General features: G+C 71.1%; 18 protein-coding genes. 8 read left to right on the forward strand and 10 right to left on the reverse strand.

Features of this window, described 5'->3' with window-relative positions; translation table 11 throughout:
• Positions 1 to 6 precede the first annotated feature (6 nt).
• The 3 genes from WME82_RS18230 (at position 7) to WME82_RS18240 (ending at position 2,311) form a co-directional block, all read left to right on the forward strand.
• The gene (locus WME82_RS18230; RefSeq protein WP_438043866.1) at positions 7 to 660 is read left to right on the forward strand and encodes a DUF3540 domain-containing protein; all 654 of its coding nucleotides are present in this window, start codon (positions 7 to 9) and stop codon (positions 658 to 660) included.
• Positions 661 to 669: 9 nt separating this feature from the next.
• Positions 670 to 1,059 (forward strand): DUF4150 domain-containing protein, encoded by a 390-nt coding sequence (locus WME82_RS18235; protein ID WP_272095087.1) that lies wholly within the window; start codon positions 670 to 672, stop codon positions 1,057 to 1,059.
• Between the two features lie 385 nt (positions 1,060 to 1,444).
• On the forward strand, positions 1,445 to 2,311 hold the full coding sequence (locus WME82_RS18240) for a hypothetical protein (protein ID WP_438043867.1): 867 nt from the start codon (positions 1,445 to 1,447) through the stop codon (positions 2,309 to 2,311).
• Between the two features lie 85 nt (positions 2,312 to 2,396).
• On the opposite strand, the gene WME82_RS18245 is transcribed toward WME82_RS18240, so the two are convergent.
• Positions 2,397 to 3,917, reverse strand: coding sequence for a hypothetical protein (locus WME82_RS18245; RefSeq protein WP_438043868.1), 1,521 nt, complete (start codon positions 3,915 to 3,917; stop codon positions 2,397 to 2,399).
• A gap of 327 nt (positions 3,918 to 4,244) precedes the next feature.
• On the opposite strand from WME82_RS18245, the gene WME82_RS18250 reads away from it, so the two are divergent.
• Positions 4,245 to 4,610 carry a hypothetical protein gene (locus WME82_RS18250; protein ID WP_438043869.1) on the forward strand — a complete coding sequence of 122 codons (366 nt, stop codon included), beginning with the start codon at positions 4,245 to 4,247 and terminating at the stop codon, positions 4,608 to 4,610.
• 510 nt (positions 4,611 to 5,120) lie between these two features.
• On the opposite strand, the gene WME82_RS18255 is transcribed toward WME82_RS18250, so the two are convergent.
• The 8 genes from WME82_RS18255 to WME82_RS18290 all read right to left on the reverse strand — a co-directional run bounded on the left by WME82_RS18255 (position 5,121) and on the right by WME82_RS18290 (position 14,930).
• Positions 5,121 to 6,038 (reverse strand): fibro-slime domain-containing protein, encoded by a 918-nt coding sequence (locus WME82_RS18255; protein WP_438043870.1) that lies wholly within the window; start codon positions 6,036 to 6,038, stop codon positions 5,121 to 5,123.
• A 244-nt stretch (positions 6,039 to 6,282) separates the two neighbouring features.
• A complete protein-coding gene (locus tag WME82_RS18260; RefSeq protein ID WP_438043871.1) occupies positions 6,283 to 6,549 on the reverse strand; it encodes a hypothetical protein in 267 nt (88 codons plus the stop codon).
• A 19-nt stretch (positions 6,550 to 6,568) separates the two neighbouring features.
• On the reverse strand, positions 6,569 to 7,135 hold the full coding sequence (locus tag WME82_RS18265) for a hypothetical protein (protein WP_438043872.1): 567 nt from the start codon (positions 7,133 to 7,135) through the stop codon (positions 6,569 to 6,571).
• 356 nt (positions 7,136 to 7,491) lie between these two features.
• Positions 7,492 to 10,428: a biotin/lipoyl-containing protein gene (locus WME82_RS18270; protein WP_438043873.1), complete on the reverse strand. Its 2,937-nt coding sequence runs from the start codon at positions 10,426 to 10,428 to the stop codon at positions 7,492 to 7,494.
• Positions 10,429 to 10,430: 2 nt separating this feature from the next.
• Positions 10,431 to 12,164, reverse strand: a complete 1,734-nt coding sequence (locus tag WME82_RS18275) for an acyl-CoA carboxylase subunit beta (protein WP_438043874.1) — start codon at positions 12,162 to 12,164, stop codon at positions 10,431 to 10,433.
• A gap of 225 nt (positions 12,165 to 12,389) precedes the next feature.
• Entirely contained in the window at positions 12,390 to 13,436 is a 1,047-nt protein-coding gene (locus tag WME82_RS18280; RefSeq protein ID WP_438043875.1) for an acetyl-CoA hydrolase/transferase family protein, read from the reverse strand.
• Between the two features lie 100 nt (positions 13,437 to 13,536).
• Positions 13,537 to 13,947, reverse strand: a complete 411-nt coding sequence (locus WME82_RS18285) for a CBS domain-containing protein (RefSeq protein WP_437916566.1) — start codon at positions 13,945 to 13,947, stop codon at positions 13,537 to 13,539.
• Between the two features lie 191 nt (positions 13,948 to 14,138).
• On the reverse strand, positions 14,139 to 14,930 hold the full coding sequence (locus tag WME82_RS18290; protein WP_438043876.1) for a CBS domain-containing protein: 792 nt from the start codon (positions 14,928 to 14,930) through the stop codon (positions 14,139 to 14,141).
• Positions 14,931 to 15,362: 432 nt separating this feature from the next.
• Between WME82_RS18290 and WME82_RS18295 the strand changes: the two genes are divergently transcribed.
• Together WME82_RS18295 and WME82_RS18300 are read left to right on the forward strand one after the other, a co-directional pair.
• On the forward strand, positions 15,363 to 16,037 hold the full coding sequence (locus tag WME82_RS18295; RefSeq protein ID WP_437916568.1) for a universal stress protein: 675 nt from the start codon (positions 15,363 to 15,365) through the stop codon (positions 16,035 to 16,037).
• A gap of 212 nt (positions 16,038 to 16,249) precedes the next feature.
• The gene (locus WME82_RS18300; RefSeq protein ID WP_438043877.1) at positions 16,250 to 17,545 is read left to right on the forward strand and encodes a sialate O-acetylesterase; all 1,296 of its coding nucleotides are present in this window, start codon (positions 16,250 to 16,252) and stop codon (positions 17,543 to 17,545) included.
• 213 nt (positions 17,546 to 17,758) lie between these two features.
• On the opposite strand, the gene WME82_RS18305 is transcribed toward WME82_RS18300, so the two are convergent.
• Positions 17,759 to 19,582 (reverse strand): hypothetical protein, encoded by a 1,824-nt coding sequence (locus WME82_RS18305; protein ID WP_438043878.1) that lies wholly within the window; start codon positions 19,580 to 19,582, stop codon positions 17,759 to 17,761.
• A gap of 822 nt (positions 19,583 to 20,404) precedes the next feature.
• Here WME82_RS18305 and WME82_RS18310 point away from each other — a divergent pair.
• Complete coding sequence (locus tag WME82_RS18310) at positions 20,405 to 21,397, forward strand: latent transforming growth factor beta-binding protein (protein WP_438043879.1); 993 nt, start codon at positions 20,405 to 20,407, stop codon at positions 21,395 to 21,397.
• Positions 21,398 to 21,468: 71 nt separating this feature from the next.
• Positions 21,469 to 22,611, forward strand: a complete 1,143-nt coding sequence (locus WME82_RS18315) for an aromatic ring-hydroxylating oxygenase subunit alpha (RefSeq protein ID WP_438043880.1) — start codon at positions 21,469 to 21,471, stop codon at positions 22,609 to 22,611.
• The last annotated feature ends 38 nt before the right edge of the window (positions 22,612 to 22,649 follow it).

Here is a 22,649-nt window from a genome sequence, read left to right on the forward strand (position 1 = left end):
GGAATCATGCGCAGTCTGGCGAGAAAGCAAGAGACGAGGGCTCTGGTCACTCAGGAGTTCGGCACCGTGGTGCGCGCCGACGGCGCGGCGCTCGTCGTGGAGACCGACGCGGGCGAGCTCCGGGCGAAGCGCGCCAAGGGGTGCCTCCTCGAGCCCGAGGCGGGCGACCTCGTGCTCGTCGCCGTGGCGACCGACGGGCGTTGCTACGTGCTCTCCGTGCTGGAGCGGGAGGACGGCGCGCCCGGGAGCATCGTCGCGGACGGCGACCTGAACATCAAGCTGCCAGCCGGTCGCCTCGGCGTCGCCGCGCAGGACGGCATCGGCCTGGTCTCGGCCAAGGAGGTGGCGGTGGTCTCGGGGGGCCTCTCGGTGAACGCCGTCGACGGGAACATCGCGCTGCAGAGCCTCTCGTTCGTCGGGACGCTCCTTCGCGCGGAGATCGGCAAGGCCAAGGTCCTCGCCGGGAGCCTCGACTCCGTGCTGGAGCGGCTCTCGCAGCGGGTGAAGCGCTCCTACCGCACCGTCGAGGAGAGCGAGCAGCTCCGGGCCGAGCGGGTCGATTACGTCGCGAAGAAGACGATGAGCCTGCGCGGCGAGAACACGCTGGTGACCGCGCAGGAGCTCGTCAAGATCGACGGCGAGCAGATCCACCTGGGTTGAGGAGGCATCATGTTCGCGAACACGCAGATGGGCGGGATGAACCTGGGGTTTCCGGACGTGTGCCTCACCCCGCCGGTGCCTGCCCCGATCCCTTATCCGAACATGTCCTTTGGCCCGGTGAGCGCGCCGGCCGCGTACAACGTGCTGTTCATGTGCGCGCCCGCGCATAACCTGCTGACGACGCAGCTCATCTCCGTCGGCGATCAGCCCGGCGTCGCCCTGGGGGTCGCGTCCGGCTCGGTCATGGGGCCTTCCCGTCACATCACCGCCGCGTTCACATGCCTCGTCGGCGGCATGCCGGCCACCCGGCTGACCAGCATGAGCCTGCAGAACTCCACGAACTGCCCCGGAATGCGGATCGTGCCGAGTCAGGTCAAGGTGCTCATCCTGTCCCCCTGAGGGATCCCGGACGCCTGTCACGTAGACCTCCGGCGGGGGCTGGTCGACGAGCTCGTCGCTGTGCAGCACGTCGAGCACGGCTCGCCGCTCGGGGGCGCTGACCCGGCGTGGGCTCGCTGTGAAGGTGCTCGGGACTTCCCCGGCGCAAAAAGGACGCGACGGGGGCTCTGCTCCACGCAGCGTTCCTCTCGCTGCTCTTCGCCGTGCGCTTCGGGATGCGGCGGAAAAATAGGAGGAGCCGGCGCGTCGGCGCACCTCCAGCGCGCGCGCTCATGCTAACAACCGCGCCGGTCGTCCGAACGCAGACGAGCTGGCCATGGACGACCGTAAGCGGCCCTCCTCACGGCCGCCTCGACGCCCGGGCCGGCGATGCATGGAGCTTTGAATGAGGTACAACCTGTTCGTTGGATTGCTTGCCTTGCCCCTCCTGGGTTGCGGATCGGATCCTGCTGATGACGCGGGCGCGACGACGACGGGCGCGACGACGACGAGCACGGGCTCCGCGGGGACGGGTGGCGCGGGCGGGGAATCGCCGGGCTGCGCGCAGGCCGCGGCGCCGGACGTCACCGATGTCTCCGGCACGTGGGCGTACCGCGCCGTCGGGTCGCAGCTCACCCAGGCGCAGGGTCTCCCGCCGTTCCAGACGCGCATCGTCAGCGTGATGCTCATCAAGCAGCAGCAGAATGGAGACGCCATTTCCCTGCAGGGAACGTATTGCGACCATTACACCGAGGACCCGGACGCGATCGTGCACGCCGTCATCCCGGACAGCTTCCGCGAGGCGCTCGCGCCGGTGACCCGCGAGGGCACGTTTGCCGCGAGCGAAGGGGGGCTCCGCTACAAGCTCGGGCCGCTCCACGAGGTGATCGGGGCGGCGCTCGGCGACCCGGCGGAGGACGAGCTGCCCACGGATCCGGCGGACGCTCGCGTCGTCGATCAGGACGAGGACGGACACCCGGGGATGACGGTTCAGCTCCAGGGGCTCATCGACGGGTCGGTGTACGTGGCCGAGCGGGCGCGGACCGAGCTCGACGGCGTGGCGGTCGCGACCGATCGCATCGAGGGTCGGCTCGGGTTCGTGTCGGAGCAGAGCGTGCTCGAAACGGATCCTCCGAGCCTCAAGGCGACCATGGCCGCCTCGAGGACGTATCCCGATCCGGAGGCGTGCAACAGCACCTTCGTGATGGTCCGTACCCCTGACGACGCGGACTGCGCCTGGATCAAGGAAAGGGCCGAGACGCTCTTCCAGTAAAGCCCCTCCCGGCGGTCGCGGCGCCCCGCGTGACCGAGCGCCTCCGGGGCCTCCGATCGAGAGGACGCCGGCTTCGCTGCGCTGCTCACTCAGGCAGCCGCAGGACGAAGCCGGCGCCGGCCAGCCAGCCGCCGCTGGAGAAGCCGGGATAACCTGGGTTGTTCGTCTGCAGCCCCTCCATGCCGTCGAGCGGCTCGCCGCTCACGATGTCGACAAGGTTGTCGGGGACCTCGTCGATCACGGGGTTCCTGGCGGACGGGCTCTTCGACACCTCCCGTGGCACGAGCAGCTGGCCGTGCAGGAACGCTCCCACGCCGAAGTCGGCGCCGAAGAGCGACACCGGCGTCTCGAACGAGGCGCTGACCGCGATGCGCGAATTGTCGACGTAGTTGGTCCTGCCGGTCTGGTCCGGTACGGGAGACGGCGTGAAGGCGACGTCGGCGGAGAACCTGCGGCTCCCCAGCGCGATCGCGCCGCCGAGCCCCACGGACACCGTGCTCGACCACGGGTCGGGCGGGGTCTCCGCGTGCCGATCGCGGTACTCTGACCACCGCGTCAGGAGCGCGTGCCCGCCGATCTCCCAGGCGGGCGGCGCCGGGCTCTTCGAGCGCGCGGCGCGCTCGCCCCCTCGATCCTCGCTTGGCGGGCCCATGATCGAGGCCCCGACGCTGACGCGCGTCGGCTGGTGGCCGAGCGTCAAGCGGTAGGCCTGGGGGACCGAGCTCTCGCCCTCCGGATAGGTATAGTTCCAGAAGCGGATCCTGTTCTCGCCGTCGGTGTCCGACGCCGAGGCGAGGTGGAGCGTGGCCGAGAGGCGCAGCCAGGGGGCCGGGCTGGTCGCGAAGGCGAAGTAAGGGGCGAAGACGCTCTCGACCTCCACGTCGGGGTTGATGAGGGCGGTCCGCTGGTCGCTCGCGTCGGGCACGTGGACGGCGGTCCGCGCGCTGGTGCCGATCGTGACGTCGACGCCCGCCCCGACGGACAGCCAGCGGGTGATCCGGCCAGCCATCGACACGGCCAGGCTGGTGACCGACAAGCGATCTCCCAGCAGCTCGAACTCCAGCCGATTCGAGAAGTACTGCGCGCGCTCGTCGGCGAAGAAGGCCCGCTGCTCCTGGAAGCTCCTGAGCGGCAAGAGGGCGTAGAAGCCCAGGACGAGGCGGTCCTCGTAGAGCGGCCGCACGAACCCGAGCGTCGCGTAGCTGTTGATCTGCCGGTCGCGCGTGTCATCCCGCGGGCTCGCGAGCTTCGACCCCGGCAAGGGCCGGTGGGTGAGCCGAGAGGTCGAGCCGTCCGGATTCCGGATCTGGCCATCGTACACCGACTCGGGCACGTCGACGCCCGGGGGGCGGGGGGCCAGGGTGATGTCACCGTGCGTGACGAGCACGAAGAAGCCCGCTTGCGTCGTCGCGGGCGCGAACGGCAGGAGCGCGGGGTTGAAGAACGCGGCTTCCGGTCCTCGCGCGAGCGCCCGTGCGTTCAGCCCGTTGGCGCTCGTGGGAGCGCCGGTGATCTCGAGCGCGCCCGCCGCGCGGACGGCTCCGGCCTGGAGGAGCAAGGCGGACGCCAGCGCGAACGGCGTGGCGGCGCAGACTTTGTGCGGCATAGGTGCTCGAGGCGCGGGAGTCTGCCGGAGGGGCGGCCGCGAGGTCAAGCCCTGAGCAGCGCAATTTTCCGCATCGTCACGGGCTCACCACGCCGATGTATGCTGAGAGAGAGACGCAGGTGTCATCGAACCTCACTCTCGGAGCCATCTTCGCCGGCCGGTACCGGATCGAGCGGTGCATCGGGCGGCGGGCGAGGGGGACCGGCGCTGAAGAGACGGCCGCGGACGATTTGGTGAAGGACGGCCCGTCACCCGAGCATCCACTAGACGCAAGCGAGCGGGATGTGAACGGTCCGCTCCAGTAAAAAATCTCAGGAGACAGAAGAGATGAGCTTGTTCAGCAAGTTGGTCCTCCCGTTGACGCTCCTCGGTGCTGCAGCCGTGCTCGGTGGCTGCGTCGGTGGGGCTCCCCTCGAAGGCGATGACGAGCAGGAGACCCAGCCCGAGGCGGCTGATCCCGGGTCAGCGGACGCGATCGACGCCGACGCGGCGGAGGCGGTTGGAGCCGCGCAGCAAGCGCTCGTTACCACATGGAATTGCAAGCTGCGTGGTGACTACGTCGGCAGTGTCTCGATCAACTGGGGCCATCGGAAAGCCGATGCCATCTGGGCCTGCAATAACTGGATCTCCATATGCGGCAATAACGGGGGCTGCACGGTTGCGGATACCTATTTGAGCAGCGCTGCCAAGTAGCTTTTGATCCCCTCACGACAATAAAACTGACTCCCTCCCTGCGCCCCCTGTGTCGCCTGGCCGACGCGGCGTTCCCGCCCAGCAGCCCCGCCTTCTTTTAATCCTTCGTATCTGTGAGGAGTAAGCCACGCGGATGCCCTCGGGACCGCGCCCCTGGCGCGTGCCGCGGGATCATCTCGCGGCGGCGTCGCGCCGCGCGTACCGGACGGAAGGCTCGCGTCGCGCGCCACCTCTCGGATGGGGACGTCGTGCGTCTCGGCGGGCCGGTGCCGATGGCGCTCAGCGTGCTCCACACGCCGGGCCGCTGCGTCTCGGCCAGATGTAGTGCAGCCCGCGAGCGCTGGCGCGCTCCGTGCTGCGCGGTCGAAACCTCACGGGGCGAGGTTTCGGCAGCGCAATTGCCCTTGATCCCACCCGATGGTGGGCGAGGCCGCCGTGCGCCCGCGTGCCGCCCCCCTCTGGCCGCTCGCGCGGCTGAGCCTCGAGGCGCACGTGAGCGCGCTCTTGGCGCTACCTCAGGATCGGCTTGCAGTTCGTGAACTTGAACGACGTCATCATCGTGAACACCGCACTTCCGCTGCGGCGCTCCGCGTAGAAGAAGTCGAGCGGATACTCCTTGCCGACCTCGATGCCGAGCTCCTCGGCGTGCGCGTCGAGCTCGAGGAGCGCCGAGGTCGGGACGTGGAGCCCGCCCATGTCGATCGCGAGGCGCCTGTTGATGAACACCCAGAGGTCGTCGTCGCCGTTGAAGAAGAAGACGCCGCCGCGCTGGTAGTCGAACGTCATGTGGAGCTCGTACGTGAAGCCGAAGTTGTGGATGTTCCCCTCGTTGCCCCACCCCCGATCGTCGATGGGGAAGAACTGGTCTCCCGCGAAGACCCCGAGGCCGCTTTCGCTCACCTGGAGAGGGACGTCGTACCGGAACGATACGTTGACCGTGGGGTCGTCGTGATACCACTGATAGAACGCCTCGGGCCCGGTCGTGTGCGCCGTGCCGCCCTCATGGGCATAGACCGGCTTGTCGTCGGGGCCGAGCTCGGGCTCGACGATGCCTTTCAGGCCGTCGCCCGCGAAGTTCTCGAAGTCGGGGTGCCCGCCGTCAGAGTCGAATGCCTTGAAGTCGCGCACCACCCCCGCGAGCTTCGGCTCGCAACGCTCGCCTCCGCCAGCGCCGGCGGTGCCTTGGGCGGCGCCGCCGCCAGCGCCGGGCTCGGGGACACCGGGGTCATCACCGCCGGCGCTGGACGAGGACGAGGCGGGCGACGACGATGTCGTGGCGCCGAGGTCGCGACCGATGACGGCGATCTCGGTGGTGCACCCCGCGAGCACCGTGCCCGTCGAGAGAAGGACGGCCAGGAATCGCGGGGTGTGCGCGCGGGCGGCCGCCGTGGGCTGGGCTAGCTTCATCGAGATCGTCTCCTGTCGCATGGATGCCTCCGAGCTCGCCGGTCCTGCAGGCAAGCTCATGTGAACGCGTCGTTTCAAGGAGCGGAGCCCGAAGGGGCGCTGCCGATGAGGCGGCGCACCCGACGGGCGTCATCGGCCGCGGGCGCACGGCCGAACGCAGCAGCTCGCGCGCCCCGGCCGGGGCGCCTCCCTCCTCCTCGATCCACCGCTTCGGTTCGCTCATGTGCCCCGCTCGTCTGAATGCCGGCATCCGACGGGTCCTTCATCAAAAGGCGATCCCGGCTCCACCGAGGAGCGCGCCAGCAATCACCGGCTCGAAGGCGGGCTCCTCGTGCGCCTGGAGCTGCAAACGGTATCGCGTAAGCGGAAAGTCAGGGTCGATCCCGGTTTCGAAGCGGAGCGGACCGACCACGCGCACGGCGAGGCGCGCGCCCGCACCGGGGCTGACCCAGCGCCGGGCTCCCGGGTCGCAGCCCTCGAGCGCGTGGATGCGGAGCGCGACCTCGCGCTCGCGTGGCCGCGAGCGCTTCACGGACGCTCTGCACGGAGCCTCAGCTCCAGTGTGCGGTCAACTCGAGGTGATCGTCGTCATCGCCACCGCCGGAGATGATGCGCTGGCGGACGTGGTCGGCGCCGCCGATCACGAGGAGCTGCTCGCAGGAGCCGACGACTTCGGTCCACATGTTCTCGTCGAAGCCTTGGCAGCCGATCCAGAGAGCGCGGGTGAAGCCGCGGCGGGACTCGAGGACACGGACGTGGCCGGCGGAATAGTAGTTGGAGAAGACGCGCTGGCCGAGGGAGAATAGGGTAGAAGGGGAGATGAGGCCCGCGATGACCTTGTAGATGCCGCTCATGTCGTCGTGCGTGCACTGGCGGCCAATCTGGTGGATGAGCTCTTTGCCTTCGCCGGTCGTGCGCCGGATGGCCTGGAACAGGTCCTTGTACCAGGCGATCGGGTACCAGCCGGTGGAGACGAGGCTGCCGTAGCGGATGCCCTCGCGCAGCGGTTCACACATCTCATCCAGGCTGCGCTTCTGGACAGGCTCGCCGCGTAGCTTGCCAAAGCTCGCCACCACGGAGCGAAACGCCACCCCCTTGACCTTCGGTTCGTCGGTCATCCCATCGCGCGAGCGCGCTCGGCAACGAGGGTACCGCATCCCGCGGGGGTAGGCCACATTGTTGCCCTCCTCGTCAGTATTGAAGAGTACAATCACCTCCTACACGGTGCAGCCCGAGCCGTTCGATTTTCGCGCGGCTTTCGCGCGGCCCGCTGGGGCGCCCACGGCAAGGTGAGGCCGCTCGACCGGCAGAATCCCCACCTCGTCGAGCGGCGGTTTCCCACGCTCACCGCCACCGTTGCGGTGGGCTCCGATCAGCTCGATCTCTCCTCGGTGACCAAGGCCTCGCGGGCCATCGCGACGTCGGCCTCGGGGCCCTCGTCCGCGCGGCGGTTACGCGCTTCGAGGCGACGGCCTCAGGCGCCCTCGGCGTCGAAGATCGCGTCCACGTACCGCAGCGTCGTCTCGCGCCGGCGGCGCGCGCGCTCGGCCGAGTCCTCCTCCACGAGCACCTCGTCGGGCTTCACGCGGAAGAGCGGCTGGCCCTTCTGCACGATCGTCCCCTCGCCGCCGTCGATGAGCACCTCCTCGATGGTGCCGGAGCACGGCGCGAGCACCTTGTTGAACATCTTCATGACCTCGATCACGTAGAGCGGATCGCCGGCGGCGAAATGGCTGCCCTTCGTCACGAGCGGAGGCCGGTCCGGCGCCTCCTGCGCGTAGAACATGCCGCCGGTGACCGCGACGATCTCGTTGGCCCGCATGGCGGGCGGCGGCGCGAGCACCTTGCGCATGCGGGCCGAGAGCTCGCGATCGAGCAGGCGCTCCGGGATGGCGACCGTGCCGTCCTCCCGCGCGTGGAGCTCGAAGAAGCGCGCGGCGTCCCCCGCGAGGACCAGCGCGTCGAGCAGCTCCAGGCCCGCCTGGAAGCCGAGGTGCGAGCCGCGAACCCGCCGCCAGAGCTCGGCGTCGTAGCCGTGAGGCGCGGTATCCCCGGACAGGTGCGCTCGCAGCTCGGGCCACGAAGGCGCGCCGCCCGCCTGGCCCATCCGCTCGCCGACGCGCCTGTAGAAGCCGAGCGCCCGCGAGAGCACCTCCTGGTCGTGATCCCAGATCACGTGGGCCGCGGGCGCCTGCGGCTGCGGCGTCATGTTGAGCAGCCAGTACGTGTCCGCGAGCACCTCGATCGGGTTCTTGAGCCAGCGCACCCGCCCCGACCGGATCTCGAACGACCCCATGTTCCGGCTGAGCCACGCCGACAGGAGGTGCGGCTCCGCGCAGATCTTCTCCACGGGACGGCGCACCAGCGTGTCCTTCAGCGTGAAGACCTTCTTCAACGCTCCTCCGCCTGTCGCCTCCGCGGCCCCGGCCCGCGCCGCGAGGCGGCGCTCGTGACGGGCGCCGAGCTCGGCCCACATCGCGTCGAAATCGAGCCCCCCGAGCTCCACCGCGAGCAGGCCGACCTGCGTGAGGTACGGGACCACGAAGCCCGTCGTCGGCTTCGCCCACACGCTCCGCGCGAGGAACCAGTGCACGAGCCCGTAATGAAACAGGAGGTTCGTGTGAAGATCGCTGCCGCGCAGCGTGGTCGTGCGCAGGATCTCGCAGATCCGCTGGTAGGCCTCCTCGCGCGAGGCGCCGTAGGTCACGAGGAGCGCGATGTTGCTGTCGTAGGCGCCGGCGACCCGGTAATGCATGAACACCCCCGTGTCGGGGTTCTTCACGCAGATGCCCTGATCGTCGCGGATCTCGTGCGGGTGCGGATCGCTCCAGGACACGATGATGCCGGCCGCGTGGGGCTCCAGCGCGCCGTTCGTCGCGTTGAGGCGCGCCTCCACCGCGGACTCTTCCCGCCGGACGCGGATCGGCCGGGGCAGCCGCTCCCCGTGGCGCGCGAGGAGGACCATGCACTCGACGAGCGAGGTCACCTCGAACGCGTCGGCCGGATCGGCCGGGTTCTCGAAGCGGAGGCCATAACAGAGCTCCGACACCCGGTGCTCGACCTGGATACGGGTGTTGACCTCCATGAAGTAGTGATGATCCCCCTCGACGATGCACTCGAACGTCGAGGCCGAGTTCAGCCCGACCGCCTGCCCGAACCGCTCCGCCTCGGCCTCCATCCGGGCGAGCGACGCGCGCTCGCGCTCGAGCGACGCCGCGCGCGGCGCCTCGCCGGCCGCGCGCGCCCGCTCGATCGCCTCGAGCAGCCCCTCCTGCGTCATCGCCACCTCGAGCAGCTTCTGCTCGTGCATCTGCAGCGAGCAGTCGCGCCCGCCCAGCGCGACGCACCACGCGCCGTTGCCGATCAGCTGGATCTCGTTGTGCCGCGTCTCCTCGACGTTGAGCTCGAGCAGGATGTTCTTGTTGTCGCCGACGCCCGCGGCCTTCACCTCCGCGAGGACCTCCCGCGCCAGCGCGGGGACCTCGGCCGCGCGCGCCCGCGCCGCGGCCTCGAGGGTCGCCGCGTCGGGCGCGACGCCGGCGAGGAGCCGCTGCCCCTTGCCGCCGCCGCCGCCGATGGCCTTGAGCCGGATCCGCCGCCCCGGGTGGCGAGCGAGCAGCTCGGCCGCGCCCCGCTCGAGCTCCTCGCAGAGCTCGTCGGTCGTGTAGAGATCCACGCGCTGCGCGTACGCCGCCGCGAGCAGGGCGTCCGCCGCCTCGGCGAGCGGGATCCCGTCGGCGAGCCGCGCGCCAGCGGCGCCCGGGGCGCCCGGGGCGCCCGCGTCGAGCAGCCCGCGGTCCGCCGCGGCCGCGCGCAGCGCCGCGTGATCGGGCCACTTGCGGAGCACGATCCGCCGGGTCGCGTCGTCGATGCCGGGCGTCACGCTGACCTCGGCCGCGAGCGCCGTCCGCTTCGCCTCGTCCTTGAGCCCGGCGGCGCGCTGCACCGACGAGCGCGGGCCGATGAAGACGAGCCCCGCCTCCTCGAGCGTGCGCACGAACTCCCCGTCTTCGGCCATGAAGCCGTAGCCCGCGAACACGTGCGTGTAGCCGCCGGCCCGGGCGATCGCGACGATCTCCTGCATCAGCTTGACGCGCTCGTCCTTGGTGGCGCCGGTGTAGTCCTTCACGCGGTGCACGTGCGCCGGGTGGATGCAGCGCAGCTCCGGCGCCAGGGCGTGCGTGTAGACGATCGAGTCCTTCTCCGACAGGAGGATGCCGTAATGCTCGATCCCCATCTGGGCGAAGACATCCATCGCCTCTTTCCGGATCGGGCCCCGGCAGACGATCAGCGGCCGCACGTCATCGGCGGCGAAGGAGCGCGCCCACGCCGAGCTCGAGCGGCCGAGCCTGCGGTCGCGCACCACCCTGGGGTTGCGGTCGTAACCTCGCTTGGTCTCGAAACCATCCATGATCAATGGAACTCCCGCTGAACACCGGTGAACGGCCCTGGCTGGTAGTGCCGCAGCAGGAACTCGAGGTTCTCTGCGATCACCGAGCGGAGCTCGCGCGGCATCACGAGCCGCGAGATGGAGCCCAGGCTGAGCCCCTCGCGCGGGTTCATGAGCTCCCGCTCGTACCGCGCGCCGAACTCGGCCTCTCTCGCCTTCAGCCACGCCGCGGCCTCGTCGCGGGCCTCCGCCTTCGCCTTCGCCTCGTCGAGGCCGCGGGCGAGCCGCTCCTTGACGCCGGCCTTCTCCCTGGCGCTCGCCTGCGCGCGCACCTTGCGGAGCTCATCCTTGTAGACGAACTCCTTGCCGGCGGGGCCCATCACGGCGACGCGGGTCGTGGGGAGCGCGAGCACGACGTCCGCGCCGGTCGCGTAGTTGTTGAACGAGGCATACGCGCCGCCGAACGCGTTGCGCACGAGCAGCAGGATGCGCGGGGTGCGCACGTCGATGATCGCGTCGAGCATGGCCCGGCCGGCCTGCACGATGCCCATCGCCTCTTGCTCCCTGCCCGGGAGGAACCCTGTGGTGTCCTCCATGAAGAGGAGCGGGATGTTGTAGAGGTTGCAGAAGCGGATGAAGCGCGCGTTCTTGTAAGCGGCCGCCACGTCGATCTGACCCGACGCGACCGCGCTGTTGTTCGCCACGAAGCCGACGACGCGCCCGCCGACCCGCCCGAACGCGGTGATCGTGTTGCGCGCGCGCTGCGGCTGCACCTCGAAGTAGTCGCCGTGATCGCAGATGCGCTGGATGATGATGTTGATGTCGAGCGGCGTGTTGTAGCCCGTCGGCGACGAGATCGTCCTGCGGAGGAGCGTGTCGATCTCGGTCGTCTCCCGGCCCACCGGATCGCTCGTCCGCTGGAAAGGCGCGCTCTCGCGGTTGTTGCTCGGCAGGTAACCGAGCAGCCGGACGGTGGTGCGCAGCGCGCCCACCTCGTCTGGCACCGTGAGATCGGCCACCCCCGAGGCGCCGTGGACGCGCGGGCCGCCGAGGTCGTCGGGCGAGACCACCTCGCCGAGGACCGATTTGACGACCGCCGCCCCGGTCAGGCCGAAGAACGTGCCGCCCGGCTGGATGACGAAGCTCCCCTGCCGCGGCAGGTAGGAGCCGCCGCCCGCGTTGAACCCGAACATGCACATGATGCTCGGGACCACGCCGCTGATCTTGCGCAGCGCCGCGAACGCCTCGGCGTAGCCGTCGAGCCCGCCGACGCCCGCGGGGACGTAGGCGCCGGCGCTGTCGTTGAGGCCGATGAGCGGGATGCCCCGCTCTCCCGCGAGCTGGAACAGCCGCGCGAGCTTGCGGCCGTTCGTCGCGTCCATCGACCCGGCGCGGATCGTGAAATCGTGGCCGTACAGCGCCACGTCGCGGCTGCCGATGCGCAGGATCGCGGTGACCAGCGAGGCGCCGTCCAGGTTGGGCCCCCAGTTCTCGAAGACGACCCGCGGCGGCTCGGGCGTGAGCACCCGGATGCGCTCCCAGATCGTCATCCGGCCTTTGCTGTGCTGCCGGATGATGTTCTCCGGGCCCGCGGAGACATAGGGGCGCCTGCGGAGCTCCTCGGCCTCCCGGAGCGCCGCGTCGTACGCCGAGGCAGGCGCGGCCGGCGCCCCGGATCCCTCGTCGAGCGGATCGTCGAGCGAGGGCACGAGGGCGGAGGGTTTCACGGCGACATCGTTGTGATCAAGAGGGCTCATGGACGGGCGAGGCGCTCTATATCATGGCAGGATCCGGGGACGCACCTCGCGCGCCCGGCGAGGCGCGCCCCGGCGCCGGCGTGTGGGGCGCGGCACGGGGCGCTGCGCGGTCCCGGTGCGGGGCTCCGCGTGGCGATGCCGGGTCGCCGCGGCCACCTCGATCGGCTCGCGCGGCGCTCTCCCGTCTGGACGCGGCGAGTCATGCGTGGCTGAGCCCGGCGCTCGTCAGGGGGATTCCGCGCGCGAGACGACATGATCGCCGAACACATAGCGGCGCTGCTTGGCCGCCGCGAGGAGCTCGGCGGTCAGATCGACGGCGAGGGCCGCGTTGATCGCGATCATCCTGTCGTTCCTCGCGATCGTCAGCGGATCGTTGGTGAAGGCGGACCCGCGCATCTCGATGACGGGGTTGTCGTGGGCCCAGGCGTAGAGGGCCCGGCTGCCGAGGAGGAACGAGGTCACGAGCTTCCCCGGCAGGAGGGTCTTCCTGCGGTTCGTGATGACGCCGCGCTGGACGAGGTCCATCACGCCGTCGGAGAGCATCTCGGTGTGCACGCCGAGGTCGCTCCTGCCTCCCAGGGCGGCGAGCACGGCGTTCGGGATCTTGCCGATGCCGGTCTGGAGCGTCGCGCCGTCGGGCACGAGCGTCGCCACGTTGCGGCCGATGGCGCGGTCGACGTCGTCGAGCGGCTCGATCGCGCGCTCGGGGAGCTCGCGGTCCACCGGGACGAGGTGGGTTATCCGATCCACGTGCAAGAACGAGTCTCCGTGGGTGCGGGGCATCCGCGGGTTGACCTCGGCGAGGACCAGATCCGCCGAGTCGACGGCGGCGCGGACGATATCGACGGAGACGCCGAGGCTGACGAAGCCGTGGGCGTCCGGGGGGCTCACCTGGATGAGGGCCACATCGATGCGCACCCGGCCCGAGAGGATCAGGCTCGGGATCTCGGAGAGGAAGACCGGCATGAAGTCGGCTCGCCCCTCGTGGGTCGCCTCGCGGACGTTCTGGCCGATGAAGAACGCCGTGTGGCGGAACCGCCGCTCGAGACCGGGGCGGACATACGGCGCGGGGCCCTCGGTCATCAGGTGGACGATCTCGTTGCCGGCGAGGTGGTCGCCGGACTGAACCATCGCGTTCACGAGATCGGTCGGCTCCGCGGCGCCCGAGCCGACGAGGATGCGCCGCCCCGGGGGGATCGCGCGGATGGCCTCCTCGGCCGTCTTGATCTTGTCGCCGAAGCGCGATCGCCAGTCCGTGATCGTCTGCTGCATCGTGTGCCTTCTTCCGGTGTTCTTGGGGGGATGAACGGAGCGCGTTCGCCGTCGGGGCGGGCGACGGCAGGCCGCGCCGTCACGCGGGTCGAGCCTCGGGTCAGGAGATCTCTTTTTCGGTGAGCAGCGCGGCCAGCACGGCGAGCGCGTCGGTCGTCGTGAAGACGCCGACGACCTGTGCGCCGTCCAGCACCACCGCCGATCCGTACTTGTGCTCGGCCATCTCGCGGACCACCTCGGAGAGCGGCGCGCTCGGCGCGACGGCGTAGGGGCACGGCGACATGGCCTCGCTGACGACGAGCTCATCCCCCTCTTGCTCCTTGAGCGTCTCTATCCAGTAGATGTCCCGCTCGGAGAGGATGCCGACCAGCCGGCCGCCGCTCAGCACCGGCAGGTGCCGGATGCGATGTCCGCGCATGAGCGCGCGAGCGAGGCCGACCTTCTGATCGGCGCCGATCGAGTGGGGGCTCCTGGTCATGCAGTCCTGGATTCGAATGGTCGAAGAGCTCATGAGGCCTCCCCTGGCGCTGGACGTCCGCGATGATGTCTCCGGGCTGATCGAACCGGCGCCCTTCGATCAAGCTCGGTTTGCCACGATGGGCCACGAGGCGGGTTTGCAAGATGCGGACCGCCGGAATCGGCGTTCGCGCTACGACACGCAGCGGGCGTGCGGCGCGTACGCTTCATCGGCGAGCCATCCCCTCAGGCCCGCTTGCGCGCCGGCGGGATCAGGTACCCGCAGCACCGCCCGAACCACCGCAGCACGTCGAGCGACGACAGGATGCCGACGACCTTGCCGTCGTCCGAGACGACCGGCAGCCGGTGCACGCCCTCGTAGGCCATGAGCGACGCGGCCTGCCGGATGCTGGCGCTCTCGTGCAGCTGCACCACGACGGGCGTCATCACGTCGCGCGCGGTGACCCTGACGGGCTCGTAGACATGGAAGCCCTGACTCATCTCGAGCGGCGCGACCTCGCCCGACCGCGAGGCCACCTGACGCGACTCCTCGGTGTCGCCGCGCTCCTCTGCTGCACGGAGCACGTCGGCCCGCGACACCATGCCGACCGGCCTGCCCGCCGCGTCCACGACCGGCATCCCGCTGATCTCGTGGCGGACGAGCAGGGCCGTGATGTCGTCGAGGGAGACCTCCGATCGGATGCAGATGACGTTCTTGGTCATGATCTCGGCGAGCGGCGCCTCCGGATTCACGGCCACGTCGACGCCCACGCCGCGCAGCGGAGCCGCTTCCTCCGTGCCCGGCGCCGCGTGGCTGGCATGGCAGACGACCGACGTCGTGCGCGAGCTCTTGTCGAAGTGCAGCGCATGGAAGCGATGGCACGACTCGCACTCTCGCGCCGTCATCGAGCGCTCCCGCAACGGACAGTAGACGGTCGCCACGACCGATTCCTCGCCGTCGTCTCCAACGATGTGCGCGCTGCGGATCGTGTGGTGCCGGAGCTGGTGCTCTCCGCCGGTAGGTCCAGGGGTTGTCATCGTCGTCTCCCGTTCGCCTCTGCGTCCTTCGCTCGAGGTGCGCCGTGGGATGAGCACCGTTCGTGCCACGCACGCGAGATCCCCGGCGTGCGGCGGCGGCCCTGGTACGCCGCGGTCACCTCTGCGCCTCCGCGCGCCGTTTGCGCCGCGGCGCAAACGGCTGCGGGCTGCCTCGCGAGGCGCCCGCCCCCAGCGCTCGCGGCGAGAGGAGCTCGCTCTCGGCCCGCGCGAAGCGTCCAGGTCGCGGGAAGAGCCCCGCTCGCGCGAGGGAGCCAGCGCGCGCGAAACCCTCCTCTCCGGCCCCCGGAACGCCTGGCATGCGGCGTGCTGAGTGTTGGGCAGATGGGCAGAGGGGCAGAGGGGCAGAGGGGCAGATGGGTAGAGCGAGGCGACCGCTGGTCGGGGCCTCGCATGGAGGCTGAGGAGGCTGTCATGTCGAGCGCAAACGCAACGAATCGGTTCATCGTCGTCGTCGGGATCGACTTCTCGGAGCCGAGCAACCGTGCGCTTGATCAGGCGCTCGAGTCCGCTTGCTGTCGCGAGAACGCCGAGGTGCACGGGGTCTACGTCGAGCCCGAGAGCTGGGTCGGCATCGGGCTCTCGCGGGCGCCCATGGTGGCCACCAAGCCCGACGTGGCGCTCCAGCAGCTCCAGCAGCGCGCGAGCGAGCGCGTGAGCGCCATGGGCGACAAGCTCGACGGGGGGCGGCTGAAGCGCGTCGTCGTCCACTTCCGCCGCGGGGATGCGGCCGAGAACATCGCCCAGCTCGCCGCCGACCTGGACGCCGACCTCGTGGTCGTCGGCTCGCACGGCTACCGCGGGCTCGAGCGGCTGCTCCTCGGCTCGGTCGCCGAGCGCGTCTCCCGGCTCGCGCGCTGCCCGGTGTGGATCGTCCGGCCGAAGGATCACGCGACCGCCGGCCGGGTCCCCGAGATCGAGCCGCCCTGCCCGGAGTGCGTGAGGCACCGGCAAGAGACGGGCGGCGCAGCGCTCTGGTGCGCGCGCCACTCGGAGCACCACGTCCGGCCGCACCGCTACTCGTATGCGACCAACGGGGTCTACGCGGCGTCGAGCGCGGCCTACCAGTCGACGCCCGAAGCGACGTGATCGCGAGGCGAGCTCGACGGGACCGCGCGCCTGTCAGGCACACAAGCGCCCGATACGTGCCCCGAGGACGCGAGGTGAGCGCGTGACAAACGAGGCTCCCATCCTCGTGCGTCGTGGTCTCTACGCGCGCTCTCCTCGATCAGCTCGGCGCCGAGGCGCCGCGCGCTCCCGCCTCGTTGACGTTCCACCGCGCGCGGGGGATACACAGCGCCATGAAGCGGTCTTGCATCGCCCTGGCGGCTTTCGCGCTGTCCCTCTCCGCTCCCGCGATCGCGCAGCCGGTGAAGGTGTTCGTCCTCGCGGGCCAGTCGAACATGGTCGGCTACGGCGTGGGCCGCCAGCTCCCAGTCGAGCTCCAGAGCCAGCCGGACGTCTGGTACGACCACTACAACCCCGACGCGCGCGAGGGAGGGCCGTACGCCGCGGCGACGAGCGCCGACTGGGGGCCGCTCGAGCCGAAGGGCGAAGCCCGCCGCTACGGGCCCGAGATCACGTTCGGCCGCGCGATCGCCGCGGCGTACCCGGAGGACCGGATCGCGATCGTGAAGATGGCGCAGGGGGGCACCAACCTCGTCGATCACTGGGGGCGCGGCCTCGCGCCGGATCCCGAGGTGCTCTACAAATCGCAGCTCTACCACGCGCTCCTCGGCAGGCTGGACTCCGCGACGTACGAGGGCGACCGCGCCCTCCGTTATCCCGAGGAGGTGACGCGTCTCGACGGCGCCCTGGCGAGGCTCGAGTCGGAGGGGCACCCGTACGAGATCGCCGCGCTCGTCTGGATGCAGGGCGAGAACGAGGCGGGGTGGTCGGCCGCGTTCTCCTACGGCGACACGCTGCGCGGCTTCATCGCGGCGATCCGCGCGGACCTCGGCGTCCCCGGGCTCCCGGTCGTGCTCGGCAGGGTCAGCGACAACCTCTATCCCGCGAACGGCGGGCCCATCGCCGCCGGAAAGGAGGCGAACATCGACGCCGTGCGCGCGGCGCAGGTGACCGTGGCCGAGGAGGACCCGCGGGTCGCATGGGTCGACACGGACGACTTCACCGCGCGATCGCCCGACGACACGTATCACTTCGACTCCGCCGCGTACCAGCTCCTCGGCGACCGCTTCGCCGAGGCGTACCTCGCGCTGGTCCGCGAGGAGGGCTCGTCGACCGCGTCGTCGGCGAGCAGCGCCGGGAGCGCGGCTGCAGGGGGAGGGGGCGCCACGGGAGGCGGCGCGACCGGAGGTGGCGCCACGGCCGGATCGAGCGGGAGCACGGCGGCGGCGGGCGGCGCCGGGAGCGCAGGCGAGGGGGGAAGGGGCGCCACGGCCGTATCGAGCGGGAGCGCGGCGGCGACGGGCAGCGCCGAGGCAGCGGCCAGCTCGGGCGGGGTCGCGCCCGGGAGCGCCGGCGGCTGCGGCTGCCGGACCGCCGCCGGCCAGGGCCCCGGGGCAGCGGCAGCGCTCGCGCTGGTCGCGCTCGCGGGCCTGCGCCGCCGCCGCTCGCGCGGGCACGGGAAGGGCTGAGCGCCGAGCGGCGCCTCGTGGCGAGCTGGTGGAGCGGGGAGGGGGCGCGCGCGCCGGCTGCGCCAGGAGTGGTGGAGCAGCCGCGCCGCGCTTCGTGGGAGAGGCCTCGTCGTCGCCTCACGGCGACGCGGAGGTTCATCGCTTCAGGGGAGCCGCAGGGGTCCGTCGTCAGGTCGTACGGACCAGCCTGCGAGCCTGCCGGTCATCGGGTCATCATTGCGGGACGCAGCCGTTCTCCGCCATGCACTCATAGCCCTCGCGGCAGTCGGCGTCCGTCTCGCACGCGTGGTTGCAGGTGTTGTCCACTACGGCGCAGATGCCGCCCTCGGCGCAGTCGGCGTCCGTCTCGCAGTCGCCCGTGCAGGAACCGCCAGGCCAGCCGTCGTAGCACATGCCGCTGATGCACTCGCTGTCGGCGGTGCAAGCGTCGCCGTCGGCGCTATCGGCCGGCGCCGGGGGCGCCGGGAGGCAGCCCTCCGGCGTGCACTCATAGCCCTCGCGGCAGTCGGTGTCCGTCTCGCACGCGCTGTTGCAGGTGTCGTCCGATGCGCAGACCCCGCCGCCGGCGCAGGGAGTCGATGCGTCACAGTAGCCCGTGCAGTAGCCGCCGGGCCAGTCCGACGACTCGGGGACGCAGTAGAGGCCGGCGCAGTCGGCGTCCGCCGTGCAAGGGTCACCGTCGGCGCCCTCGCCGGGCGGCGGGGCGCAGCGACCCACCGCCACAACGCAGGTTGCACCCTCGCCCGTGCACTGAGCGTCGCTGGTGCAGGCCGGAGCGCAGAGCCCCTCGTCGCACCGATAGCCGTCGCGGCAGTCGGCGTCCGTGTCGCACTCGACGAGGCAGTAGCCTGCGGCGATGCAGGTGCCGCCGTCGCAGTCGCTGTCACCCTCGCAGAGACCCGTGCAGAAGCCGCCCGGATAGCCGTCCACGGCCTCGGTGGCGCAGAGGTAGCCACCGCACTGGGCGTCCGTCTCGCAAGCGCTGCCGTCCGGGAGGTAGCAGCCGCCCGACGCCTCGTGGCACGAGCCCACCTCCGTGCACTGATCATCGCTGGTGCAGCCCATCCAGCAGACCCCGTCGTCGCACGTATAGCCGTCGCGGCAGTCCGCCGACGTCTCGCACGCGGCCATGCAGATGGCGAGTGTCTGGCTCACCTGGGTGCAGACGCCGTCGCCACAGTCGTCGTCCGACCGACAGGCGGCGGTGCAGTGGCCGGAAGGCCAGCCACTCTCGCTCTCCTCGAGGCAGATGTCGCTCGCGCACATCGCATCGCTGGCACAGGCAGCGCCGGGGCCACCGAGCTCGCCGCCGCCGGCGCCGGTGGTGGTGACCGCCGTCGTGGAGGTGACGCTGCCGCCGCCGTCGCCTCCAGCGCCCGTGGTGGCCGCGGTCGTGGTGACCGAGGTCGTGGAGGTGACGCTGCCGCCGCCGTCGCCGCCAGCGCCGGTGGTGACCGAGGTCGTGGAGGAGACGCTGCCGCCGCCGTCGCCGCCAGCGCCGGTGGTGGCCGCGGCCGAGGTCGAGGAGACGCTGCCGCCGCCGTCGCCGCCAGCGCCGGTGGTGGCCGCGGCCGAGGTCGAGGAGACGCTGCCGCCGCCGTCGCCGCCAGCGCCGGTGGTGGCAGCGGCCGAGGTCGAGGAGGCGCTGCTCGATGAGGCCGAGCTCGAGGTGGTGCCGCCGCCCGCACCGCCGCCGCCCGTGTCGCCGCCGGCGGTGCCGCCGGCGCCGCCCGCACCGCCGCCGCCCGTGTCGCCGCCGCCGGTGCCGCCGGCGCCGCCCGCACCGCCGGTGCCGCCCGCACCGCCGCCGCCCGTGTCGCCGCCGCCGGTGCCGCCGCCGGTGCCGCCGGTGCCGCCGCCGCCCGTGTCGCCGCCGCCGTTTCCTGTCGTGCTGCTGGCCGAGGTAGCGCCTTCGCCGCCGGTGCCGCTGCCCGCACCCCCGCCGCCCCCAGTCCCGATGACCGTCGCGTCGTCATCGCCGCACGCCGTCGTCATCAGTCCAAGAACGAAGAGACACACCAAAGATCGCATCTTCATCCGCTGTTCTCCAGCCGGTAGGGGTCCAGTGACGCGGCGCCGGCCGTCGGAGGCGAGGAGCCGCAGCGCGATACGCGCGCACGCATCTTCTGTCGAAACGGCGCGGATGCCAACGCCTCTTTACTCCCTCACGGCGCTTTCGGGCGGAGGGCGCCCGCGCTGTCCGCGTCCTACCTCGTCCACGCTCATCCTCGCCCCGGGCCAACCACGAACGAAGCAGCTTTTCGACGGCGAGCGCGCGCGATTGTCGCGTCCGCTCCACGTTGGTGGAGCGCGTTTTGGAGGTCGCGACGCTCTCTTCTCCACTCGTTTTCACCCGTTCCACCCGTCCGGCGAGCCGTCCTTGCCGACCTGAGCGTTTCTCTTCTCTTCAGCACCTTCCCGAGCCGGAGCGCACCTCCCGATGTCCGTGAGGTTTCGGGCGTCCGCTCCTCAGCTCGTTGGCAAGCCGGAGCGCATCGAGCGCACCTCATGAGTTCCGTGAAGCTTTGGCCATTCCGCCCCTGTCGCCACGAGCGCAGCGGCGGCCGCTGCCCTGCCCGCTGTCGACCCCAGCGTCGCCTCGCGACGCGCTGTCGACCCGAGCGTCGCCTCGCGATGATTGACCGGCCGCCGTCGGAGCTGGTATAGGTAGCCGTTTTCTTTGGGTTGAATTTTTCCAGTCATAGCCGAGACAAAAGGCGGTCGAGCGCGGTGTGCGCAGGTGAAGGGTGCCCTGGTGCTTCGAGTGCCAGCCATGTCGTCTTGCCCTTGCCGCGTCGCGTCGGCGCCCTGCGCCTCCGCGGACGACCTCTCATTTCAGCCAGAGGATGAGGAGACCCCATGCGTGTCCGACACGTGATGATCACAGCAGCGATCGCCGGTCTATTCGCGGCCTGCGCCAGCTCGGGGAGCGATGGTGGCAAGACCGAGCAGCCGGTCTACGGGACGGTCTGCGAGGCCCGCTGCGCCTGCGAGGACTGCTCTGGCGACAAAGAGGGCCTGTGCGAGGCCGAGGAGGAGGCCATCGCCAAGCGAGCCGAGGAGCGCTGCAAGGAAGAGCACACGGCGTACATCGACTGTGCCCGGCTGGAGGGTCGGTGCGTGGACGGTCATCACCTGGCGGAGGTCTGCGACGTCCATGCGGCGGCCCTCCAGGGCTGTCTCGATCCCACGGGCCACTGTCCCAGCGCGGGTGATGGCATCTGCGACGAGCCCCAGGGCACCGGCAAATGCCCGGTCGGGACCGACCCCGCCGACTGCCTCTCTTCCTGTCCCTTGACCGGCAACGGCACCTGCGACGAGCCCCAGGGCACGGGCCGGTGTCCGGCGGGCACGGACGTCGACGACTGCGAGCTCGCGCCGTGCGACCGCGTGCAGGACGGCGTCTGCGACGAGCCCGAGGGCACCGGGCTCTGCGCGGAGGGCACGGACGTCGCGGACTGCGCGGTAGGCGCGCCGTGCGCTTCCACGAACAACGGCGAGTGCGACGAGCCCGAAGGCACCGGTCTCTGCGAGGAGGGCACGGACCTCGCCGATTGCAACGCCACCCTGGCCTGCGACGACCTCGACGAGTGCGGCAGCGACACGAGCGGGTGCATCGGATGCGCGGTCCAGGGGAGCTGCGCCGATGAGCTCGATGCGTGCACCCTCAACGACGACTGCATCCTGTTCGCTCGGTGCGCCGTGACCTGCGAGGACGGGGACGACGCCTGCTTCACCGCGTGCATGGACAGACATCCGGATGGGGCGCGGCTCTATCTCGACTACGACACATGCGTGAACTGCGACGAGTGTTATTACTCGTGCGGCAACGCCAGCATCCTCGGGTGCTGATCCGCAGCCGGCCCCCTGAGCCGATCCCGGGCGGCGCGATCCGCGCCCTCGTTCTGGTAGCATCGCCCGCCTTGCCGAAGCTCCCTCTCACCCCCGCCGATCTCGACGCGGTGCTGGCGCCGCTCCCCAGCGCCCGGCCGCTGCCCGCGCGCGCGTACTGGGACGAGGACGTCTTTGCCTTCGAGCAGGCCGAGATCTTCGGGCGCTCCTGGCTCTGCGTCGGCCGCGAGGACGAGATCGCCCGCCCAGGAGAGTGGCTGCTCGCCCCCCTCACGCCGGCGGGCGTCGTCGTCCTCCGCGGCGCCGATCTGGAGATCCGCGCTTTCCACAACGTCTGCCGCCACCGGGCGGCGACGCTGCTCGACGGCCCGTGCGGCCGCCTCGCGCACCTCGAGTGCCCGTACCACGGCTGGACCTACGAGCTCTCCGGCGCGCTGCGCGCCGCGCCCCACGCGCCGCCCGGCTTCGACCGCGGCGCGCACGGGCTCCTCCCGGCGCGCGCCGGCGCCCTCTACGGCTTCCTGTTCGTGACGCTCGATCCCGGCGCGCCGCCGCTCGAGAGCGCGATCGGCGAGGCGCCGCCCTGGCTCTCGCGCCCCGGGCTGCGCTCGCTCCGGCGGGGCAGGCGGGTGGAGTACGAGGTCGCCGCGAACTGGAAGCTCTGCGCGGAGAACTTCCAGGAGTCTCACCATTTCCCGCGCGTGCACCCCGCGCTGGAGCGGCTGACCCCGTGCGACGACGCCGTGTCCTGGGGCCGGGGGGGCCCGTGGCTCGGCGGCGTCATGGACCTCGCGCCCGGCGCCGACACCGTCTCGACGAGCGCGGCGCCAGGCGCGCGGCCGCTCATCGTCCCCGAGGCGGAGCGGCGGCGCGTGCGCGACGCCATGCTCTTCCCGGGCCTGCTCACGAGCCTCCAGCCCGACTACCTGCTCACGTACCGGCTCGCCCCGCGCGCGCCCGACCGGACGCTCGTGATCGCCGACACGTACTTCCACCCCGCGGCGTTCACGAAAGGCTTCGATCCGAGCGACGTGTTCACCTTCTGGGACGCGGTGAACCGGGAAGACCGCGCCATCTGCGAGCGGCAGCAGCGCGGGATCCGCGCGCCCGGCTACACGCCGTCGACCTACGCCATGGTGGAAGACGGCGTCCACGCCTTCGACGGCATGGTCGCGCGCAGGTACCTCTCGGCGCTCCGCGCGGGGACGGCATGAGCGAGCGCTGCGGCCGGTGCGGTCGCCCGTAGATCGAT

Origin of the sequence: Sorangium sp. So ce128 (assembly GCF_051525245.1) — a bacterium.
In the GTDB taxonomy this organism is placed as follows: Bacteria; Myxococcota_A; Polyangia; order Polyangiales; family Polyangiaceae; genus Sorangium; species Sorangium cellulosum_B.